Annotated in this window: 7 protein-coding genes; 6 read left to right on the plus strand and 1 reads right to left on the minus strand. The window is 24.9% G+C overall.

Features of this window, described 5'->3' with window-relative positions; genetic code table 11:
- Positions 1-19 precede the first annotated feature (19 nt).
- The 6 genes from rfbC (at position 20) to GBZ86_RS09375 (ending at position 7,952) form a co-directional block, all read left to right on the plus strand.
- Positions 20-577 (plus strand): dTDP-4-dehydrorhamnose 3,5-epimerase, encoded by a 558-nt coding sequence (rfbC, locus tag GBZ86_RS09350; RefSeq protein ID WP_152890015.1) that lies wholly within the window; start codon positions 20-22, stop codon positions 575-577.
- A gap of 85 nt (positions 578-662) precedes the next feature.
- The gene (rfbD, locus tag GBZ86_RS09355) at positions 663-1,538 is read left to right on the plus strand and encodes a dTDP-4-dehydrorhamnose reductase (protein ID WP_152890017.1); all 876 of its coding nucleotides are present in this window, start codon (positions 663-665) and stop codon (positions 1,536-1,538) included.
- Between the two features lie 110 nt (positions 1,539-1,648).
- The gene (gene rfbB, locus GBZ86_RS09360; RefSeq protein WP_152890019.1) at positions 1,649-2,704 is read left to right on the plus strand and encodes a dTDP-glucose 4,6-dehydratase; all 1,056 of its coding nucleotides are present in this window, start codon (positions 1,649-1,651) and stop codon (positions 2,702-2,704) included.
- 48 nt (positions 2,705-2,752) lie between these two features.
- Positions 2,753-4,132, plus strand: coding sequence for a glycosyltransferase (locus GBZ86_RS09365; protein WP_152890021.1), 1,380 nt, complete (start codon positions 2,753-2,755; stop codon positions 4,130-4,132).
- Positions 4,133-4,164: 32 nt separating this feature from the next.
- Positions 4,165-5,106: a glycosyltransferase gene (locus tag GBZ86_RS09370; RefSeq protein ID WP_152890023.1), complete on the plus strand. Its 942-nt coding sequence runs from the start codon at positions 4,165-4,167 to the stop codon at positions 5,104-5,106.
- 329 nt (positions 5,107-5,435) lie between these two features.
- Positions 5,436-7,952, plus strand: coding sequence for an N-acetylmuramoyl-L-alanine amidase (locus GBZ86_RS09375; protein WP_152890025.1), 2,517 nt, complete (start codon positions 5,436-5,438; stop codon positions 7,950-7,952).
- A 97-nt stretch (positions 7,953-8,049) separates the two neighbouring features.
- Here the strand turns inward: GBZ86_RS09375 and GBZ86_RS09380 are convergent, their stop codons facing one another.
- A complete protein-coding gene (locus tag GBZ86_RS09380) occupies positions 8,050-9,084 on the minus strand; it encodes an acyltransferase family protein (protein WP_170272196.1) in 1,035 nt (344 codons plus the stop codon).
- Positions 9,085-9,536: the final 452 nt, after the last annotated feature.

The raw sequence follows: 9,536 nt of genomic DNA on the forward strand, positions 1-9,536 counted from the left end.
ACATATAGGAGTGTCTAGCATGGGAAATTTTAATTTTATAAAAACTAAAATAAAAGATTTATATATAATAGAGCCTAAGGTTTTTGGGGATGAAAGAGGATATTTCATGGAAAGTTATAATGAAAAAGCTTTTGAAGAAGCTGGTTTAACAATGAAATTTGTTCAAGATAATGAATCTAGATCTAAAAAAGGTGTACTAAGAGGTCTTCATTTTCAAACAAAACATACCCAAGGTAAATTAGTTAGAGTTACTGAAGGTCAAGTATATGATGTTGCTGTAGATTTAAGAAAGGATTCAGAAACTTTTGGGCAGTGGGAAGGAGTTCTTTTAACTTCAGAAAACAAAAGACAATTTTATGTACCAGAAGGATTTGCCCATGGATTTTTAGTTCTTTCAGATATGGCTACATTTAATTATAAATGTACAGATTTTTATGCACCAGAATATGATGGAGGAGTGCTTTGGAATGACCTTGATATTGGAATTAAGTGGCCTTTAGAAGAGATTGAAGAAGTAATTTTATCAGAAAAGGATAAGAATCAAAAAAATCTTAAAGATTTAGATTTACCTTTTTAAAATTAAAGAATAAAAAAATATAGTTTTATTAAAATTGTAAATAACTATAAAACATAAGAAGAATTGAAAAAAAGGAGAATCTATTATGCGTATATTAATTACTGGTGGTAAAGGGCAACTTGCTAATGAGCTTTTATCTATAATAGGTAAAAAAAAAGCTGATATTGGAAAAATTTCAGAAACAATAAAAAAGGCTCAGGTTATGGCTTTAGGTGTGGAAGAGTTAGATATAACTAATTTTGAAAATGTTAAAAATAAAATAAATGAATTAAAACCAGATGTGGTTATAAATTGTGCTGCGGCTACTAATGTGGATGGTTGTGAATCAAATAAAGATTTAGCTTTTAAGATAAATACCTTAGGAGCTAGAAATTTAGCTATAGTTTGCGAAGAAATAGGAGCAAAACTAGTGCAAGTATCTACAGATTATGTATTTAGTGGAATAGGAAATACTCCTTTAACAGAGTTTGATTTAACTAAACCTTATAGTGTTTATGGAAAAACAAAATTAATGGGAGAAAATTATGTAAGAGAATTTTCATCTAAATATTTTATTATAAGAACATCTTGGTTATATGGATATATAGGACATAATTTTGTGTACACTATGATGAGATTAGGTAAGGAAAGAGATAATTTAAAAGTAGTAAATGATCAAAAAGGAAATCCTACTAATGCTAATGATCTAGCTTATCATATTCTTAAGTTAATAGAAACAGAAGAGTATGGTATATATCATTGTACTGGTAAAGGAGAATGTACTTGGTATGATTTTGCTAAGGCAATAATGGAATTGTCAAATATTCAATGTGAGGTGTTACCTTGTACATCAGAGGAATATAAAACACCAGCTAAAAGACCAGAATATTCATCTTTAGATAATATGATGTTAAGATGTACTGTTGGCGATGAAATGAGATATTGGAAAGAAGCTCTAAAAAGTTTTATTAGCAAAATTTAGCTTAATCATAAGCAAATCTTAAATTATTTGTAAAATATTCTTTTTAGAATAAATTACATTAATAATTAAAAATATTAAAATAAATTAAAAAGTAAGAGAGGAAAAAATTAATGAAAACTTATTTAGTAACTGGTGGAGCTGGATTTATTGGTTCAAATTTTGTTTTATATATGTTAAATAAATATGAGGATATAAAGATAATAAATTTAGATAAATTAACTTATGCAGGAAACTTAGATAATTTAAAGTCTTTAAAGGAAAATGAAAGACACATTTTTATTGAAGGAGATATTTGTGATAAAGAATTAGTTAATAAGTTATTTAAAGAGCATAATATTGATTATGTAGCACATTTTGCAGCTGAATCTCATGTGGATAGGAGTATAAAAGAGCCAGAGGTTTTTGTTAAAACTAATGTTTTAGGAACGGTTAATTTATTAAATTGTGCGAAGGAAGCCTGGGAAATAGAAGATGGATGGAAAGAAGGGGTTAAGTTTCTTCATGTTTCTACAGATGAGGTTTATGGTTCCCTTGGAGAGACAGGATTTTTTATGGAAACAACACCATTAGATCCACATAGTCCATATTCAGCTAGTAAAGCAAGTTCAGACTTAATGGTTAAGGCATATGGGGACACTTATAAAATGCCAATAAATATAACAAGATGTTCCAATAATTATGGTCCATATCAATTTCCAGAAAAATTAATCCCTCTTTTAATAAATAACTGCTTACAACATAAAGATTTACCTATATACGGAGATGGATTGAATATAAGAGATTGGTTATATGTAGAAGACCACTGCAAAGCTATAGATATGGTTATTAATAAGGGAAAACTTGGAGAAGTGTACAATGTAGGTGGACATAATGAAAGGACTAATATACAAATAGTTAAGACAGTTATAGCGTACATAAATGAAAATATAGATAAAGATGTAACAGAAAATTTAATAAAGTATGTAGAAGATAGAAAAGGACATGATAGAAGATATGGAATTGACCCTAGTAAAATAAAAGAAGAATTAGGATGGTATCCTGAAACTACTTTTGATGTGGGAATAAAGAAAACAATAAAGTGGTATTTAGAAAATAAAGAATGGATGGAAAATGTAACTTCAGGTAATTATAAAAAATATTATGAAAATATGTATAAAAGTAAGTAGTATATAAATATTCACTATAAACTGCTTAAATTATAGAGGTGAAGAAAAATGAAAGTGTTACATTATTCATTAGGATTACCTCCTTATAGGACAGGAGGATTAACTAAGTATTCTTATGATTTGATGGGAGAACAAGTTAAACAGGGAGAAGAGGTCTATTTACTTTTCCCTGGTAGACATAATAATAGTAAGCATATACATATAAAAAAATATAAAGAGCATAAAAATATAAAGGTATTTGAACTTATAAATCCATTGCCAGTACCTCTATTAAATGGTACTAAAGAATCAAAAAAGTTTATGGTAACAGCTTCAAAGGATATTTATAAAAAATTTTTAAAGCATATTAATGTTGAAGTAGTTCATATACATACACTTATGGGAATGCATATGGAGTTTTTAGAGGCTTGTAGAGAACTAAATATAAAAACTGTATATAGTACCCATGATTATTTTGGATTATGTCCAAAGGTTAATTTTATAGACTTAGATAAAAATCTTTGCCAAGATAGAGATTATAAAAAATGCACCCTTTGTAATGAGTCAGGCTTTAGTTTTAATAAAATAAAAATTCTTCAAAGTGTACCTTATAGAGAGTTTAAAAACATAGGAGGAATAGACTTTTTAAAGAAGGTAACTTCTAAGATTAAAAAACTAAAGAAAAGTAAAGCTAATGTAGACTGTAAACAAAGTTATTTTAAAAACTTAAACAATTCCTTTAATAAAAAAAATAATAGTATGGAATTATTACTTAATTATTACTTACAAATGTTTAAAAGTATAGATCTATTCTTATTTAATAGCTCTGTAACGGAAAGTATATATAAAAAATATTTAAATAAAGAAGGATTAGTTTTACCTATTACTCATAAGCATATTAAAGATAAAAGAATAATAAAAGATTATTCTAAAAACGAATTAAGAGTTACATATTTAGGACCGAATAAAGCTTACAAAGGATTTTGTATATTAGTAGAAACTATGAATTCATTAAAATCTAAAGGATTTGAAAATATAAAATTAAATTTATATGGTGATAATAGTTTAAATGAAAGTAATATTAAAGGAAATATAAAAAATCATGGAAGATATAAATATAGTGAATTAGAGAGAATATTTGAAAATACAGATGTTTTGATAGTACCTAGTATATGGTATGAAACTTTTGGATTTATAACTTTAGAAGCATTAAGTCATGGTGTGCCAGTTATTTTAACTAAAAAAGTAGGAAGTAAGGACTTAATAATTACAGGTAAAGAAAAAGGATTTGTTATAGAAGATAATTCTAAAGCATTAGAAGAAATTTTAATTAAAATATTTAAAGATAGATCACTATTAGAAAAATTAAATAAAAACATAGTTGAAGAAGAATTTAATTATTCATTAAAAGAACATGCTAAAAAATTAAAAAAGGCACTTAATTATTAAATAAAGAAAATTTATAGAGGAGAAAATAGCCAATGAATAAAATTAAAGTTAGTGTTATTGTTCCAGTTTATAATGTAGAGCAGTATTTAGGTGAATGTTTAAATAGTATTGCTAATCAAACATTAAAAGAAATAGAAATAATAGTGGTTAATGATGGTGCAACAGATGGCAGTGGAAAAATAATAGATGAATATGCTAAAAAGCATGAAAATATTAAAGTAGTAAATCAAAAAAATTCAGGATTAAGTGCGGCAAGAAATTCAGGAATTAGAGAAGCTAAAGGAAAGTATTTAATGTTTATTGATAGTGATGATTTTATAGATTTATATACTATTGAAAAACTTTATAATAGGGCTGAAAAATATAATTGTCCATTAGTTATATGTGACTTACAGCTTTACTGGAATAAGGAAAAAAATAAAAAGTATAATAATTTAAAAGAAGATGAAGAGAAAATTTATAATAGTACAGAATTATATGAAATACTATTAAGTAGAAAAATGAATTGCCAGGTAATGAATAAGCTGTATAGAAGAGATATTTGGGTAGAAAATAATTTAAGCTTTGAAGAAGGAGCTTATTATGAGGATATAATTCCTACATTTAAAGTTATGAGCACTTATAAAAAAGCAATGTTTATAAATGAAAGTATGTATAAGTATAGAATGAGAGAAGGAAGTATAACAGCTAGTTCTTCTCCAAAAAAAGTAGAAGATTTAGTTAGAGCAGTAAAAACTGCTAAAGAACATGCTATTAACTATGGAAATATAGATGAAAAGTTATTAAAAGATTATTTAATGAGCTTTAATATTAATTATGGGTTATATGCTATGGAGTTAAATAAAGGATTAAATTTAACACAACATATAAAAGAAAATTTAAAATTGAACTATAAAATATTAGAAGTTGTGTGTAATAAAAAAATTTCTATTAAGTGTAAGATAAAATATATTTTAAATAAAATCAAAAAATAATTGAATATATTGAAAATAATTTTTTAACTCCTTTGATTTTATAAAATTAAAGGAGCTTTTTAATAAGTTAGAAAGTTATAAATTTAATATTTTACTATGATAAAGTTAAAATTTTAAAAAAAGTAGAAATATAATTATATTTAATTTATAATAATAATTAATGAGAAAAATATTCTTCCTAAAGAATATTATGTAAAAATATATCGAAAAATAGATTATATTTATATGTAAATAACAAAGTGGAAGAGTTGTTGTTTTAAGGGGGGAGTATAAGGATAAAGTTAAAGGTATTCAAAAAATAAATTTAAAACTTAATAAAGGGGATAAAAATGAATAAGAACTTAAGAAAAATATCAATTATAGCTATGATAATAGTTATATTTAGTATTATTCCTACTAAATTTGTACATGCTTTAGAAAATAAAAATATAGATATAACAGCTAAAACAAATGTAACAAAAGAAGATGCTAAAGAATGGGCATATAGAGAAAATGCAACTAATAGTTTTATTGATTTAGTTGACTTATACTGGGATTTATATAAAGATCATGGAAATATTAATCCTGCAATAGCTTTTATTCAAGCAGGAGCAGAAAATAATTTTGGTAATGATAATAATTTTAATGAAGAATATAAAAACTCTTCTTTAATGAATGCTTTAGCAGAACCTTTATTTAGAGCTGAAGATAATAGAGAACCATATAGGTTTAAAAGTTGGAGAGATGGAGTAATAGCACATTTAGACCATTTAGCTTTATATGCAGGTGTAAAAGGATATCCTAAAAAAGCTAATGGAACAACAGATCCAAATCATTCTAAAGAACTTTATGGAAAGAGTTCTAAATTATCAGATGTATTAAAAAAATGGCTTGATGATGATGGTTATATTGAATTTGTTAGTGAAAGATATAACAATTTATGTGAATTTGCTAAAACAAGAAAAAAAGCAAAGATGAATCTAGAAAGTGTAGCTATTATGGGTAATGAGTTAAATATTAGAGGCTGGGCTATCCATGGCGTAGGTATAGAATATATAAATGTTTCATTAGATGGTAGAGATTTAGGACAAATTCATACTGATATAGAAAGAGCAGATGTTGCTAGAGCATTTCCTGAATATAGAGATTCAAACTTAAGTGGTTTTGCAAATAACTTTGATATAAGAGAATTTACTAAAGGAAATAAAGAATTAAAGCTTGAAGTTTTTGCTAATGATGGTAGCAAGATGGTTCAAACTAAAACAGTAGTTATAGAAAAGAAAAAGCCTAGAATGAACTTAGAAAAAGCTTGGGTAAATGGAAACACATTAAATATTAAAGGATGGGCTTTAAATGGATCACAAGTATTAGAGATAAAAGCATACTTAAATGATGAATATGTAGGACATGCAAACTTAGGTATAAGAAGACCTGATGTAAATAAAGCATTTCCAAACTATCCTGATGGAGATATAAGTGGATTTAATGGACGTTTTGAAGTAGGATACATTTATCCAGGGGAAAAAACTTTAAAAGTTGAAGTAAGAGGTGGCGATAACACTATTATTACAAGAACAACTAAAGTAAACTTACAAAGAAAACCTGGTAAAATGAATTTAGAAACTCCCAAAGCTGGAGTTACTATAAATAATGGTATTCTTGATATTAGAGGATGGGCTTTATATGGTTCAGAAATAAAAGACATTAAAATATATGCTAATGATAAATTTTTAGGATATGCAAAGACTGAAATAGAAAGACCAGATGTAAACAGAGTATTTCCTGGATATCCTAATGGAGATAAAAGTGGATTTACAGCAAGATTTAATACAGATGAAATTGGATATGGAGAAAAAGTTATAAAAGCAGAAGTTAATTGCTTTGATGGTACTAAAATTATTAGAACTGCTAAAATTAACTTAAAAGAAAAAGCAGCAAGAATTAACCTAGAATACCCTGAAAATAATTTAACTTCAAATGGAGTAAAGTTAAAAGTTAAAGGTTGGGCATTAAATGCTTCAGATATAAAGGAAGTAAAGTTATATGTAGATAATGAATTTTTAGGAAATGCAACCGTAAATCAAAAAAGAGATGATGTTGCAAGAGTATTCTCAGCTTATAAGGATGCAAAAAATAGTGGATTTACTGGAGAATTTAATGTATCTAAGTTCTCAGCAGGAAATCATAAAGTTAAAGCAGTAGCCATTGGAAAGAATGGTACTTCTAAATTCATGGAAAAAACTATAAAATTTAATAAAAAAGTTATAGTTATAGATCCAGATTATAATATTAAATCAAAAAATAATATAGATCTTGGTGAAAAGTTTATACATAACGGAAAAGAATATAAATCTTCAGAAGTAAATATGGAATTAGCAGTTAAATTAAAAGAACAATTAAGTAATTTTGGATATAAAGTTCTTTTAACTCAAGAACCTTCTGAAATAAACAATGATAAAACGGAAGATGATAATTTAAATAGAAGACGTAAATTTACTGAAAATTCAAAAGCAGATATGTTTATAAGAATTGAAAGTAATGGAAATAGAGATGCAAAAGTAAATGGTGTAAAAGCTTATTATAGTACATCAGGAAAAGAAAGAATAGAATCAAATGCTGTGAAAAAGAGTAAATTTTCAGCTACCATATTATCTGAGAATATAGCTAATGTAGGTGGATTTGTTAATAATGGTATAGAGGAAAATAATCAGTATTTACTTAGAGTATTTAATATTCCATCTATATCAATAGTACCTGGTACTTTATCAAATGCAGAAGATGCTGAAAAAATAACAAATAAAAATAATCAAATAAAGATAGCTACAGATATGGCTAAAAAAATAAATGAATGCTTTACAGTATTTTAATATAATAATAAAAAATTGATTTTCAAAGACAATATTTATATAATTTTTCAAATAATAAAAAAGAAACAGTTTGTTAAAAAAGCAAACTGTTTCTTTTTTATGAGTTTAATTTTAAAGAAGTAACTTTAGCGTTTTTTAATTGATATATATTTTTAAATTGTACTATTAAGCAATGAATAACTATTGAAAGTGCAAGAACTATAATATATCTAATAAAACTATTTTTAAGTACATCTAATTCAATTATATCTATAATTTTTTTATAAATAAGGAAAATCCACATATGAGTTAAATACATTGTTAAACTTAAAGAACGTAAGCAAATTTTTAATTTGAATTTTAAATTAGCATTTACAAGTATTAATACTAAGAAATAAATTGCTGGAATTAAAGAAATATACATATTATAATCATGAGCAAATTTAGATTTTTTCAAAATATAAACCTCAATAATCATTAAAAGAAGAGAGGCTAGTATACCCAAATACTTATATGTTTTTAAATGATTCTTAGGAGGATGGGCTTTAATATACATGCCTAAACAAACAAAAAACATACCAAAAAATAAACCATTACGTGTACTACCAAAAAAACTTGTAAACTTATCAATATATTTAGAAAATCCCAATGTAACAGATATGCCATAATATCCATCTCCTAATAAGCCAATTAAATATAAACAACTACTTATTAATAGACATATTCTTAATGAAAATTTCTTTAAAAGTAAAAATAATATAGCCACACTAAAAATTAAAGCAGGTAAGTACCATAATTGTATATAGGCTCCAATTAAAATAACATTTCTAATATAAAATATAACATCAAGTAGTATATGAGTTCCATTACCTATCCAAGTATAAAATATTATTGGAAAATAAATAAGAGACCATATTATGTAAAGCTTAATTAATTTTATTATGTAACTTTTAATTCCTCGGGAATTTTCCATTTTACTATATAAAAAATATCCTGCTATAGTAAAGAAAAAGGGTACTGCAATTCTAGCAACAGTATCATTAAACATAGAGTTTAACATCATATTACCAGAAGCTAGTGGACAAATATGAATAGACATAACTAGACAAGCAGCTATAAATTTAAAAATATCAATTGAATTGTTTATTTTCACGAAAAAACCTCCATTTATTATTATAAAATTAAATGGTAAATACAGATTTAAGTATTAAACCAATAATTATTAAAAATAAAAGAACTAACACAAAAACTATTATAAATTAATAACATATAAAAGTTATAATAGAAAAATATGCTAGATTCACTAATTATTATATAGGACAAGTTTTAAATTTAAAAGTTTTTATATTGAAAATAAGGAAAAATTTAATTAAAAATAATATAAAATTAAATTATTTTCAATAAATTATGATATATTTGTATATTTATGAAAGATTATATGAATTATTAATAAAGTCAGGTGGTAGTTTAGTTTTGATAAAAATAAAAAAGTATAATGAAAAAACTAGAATTTTATTTAAAAATTATATATTATAGTAATTGTTAGGTTTTGAATAATTAAATTTATAAAATTAAATTATTTAAGTGTGTTTTATTAATTTGGAG

Origin of the sequence: Clostridium tarantellae (assembly GCF_009295725.1) — a bacterium.
Lineage (GTDB): Bacteria > Bacillota > Clostridia > Clostridiales > Clostridiaceae > Sarcina > Sarcina tarantellae.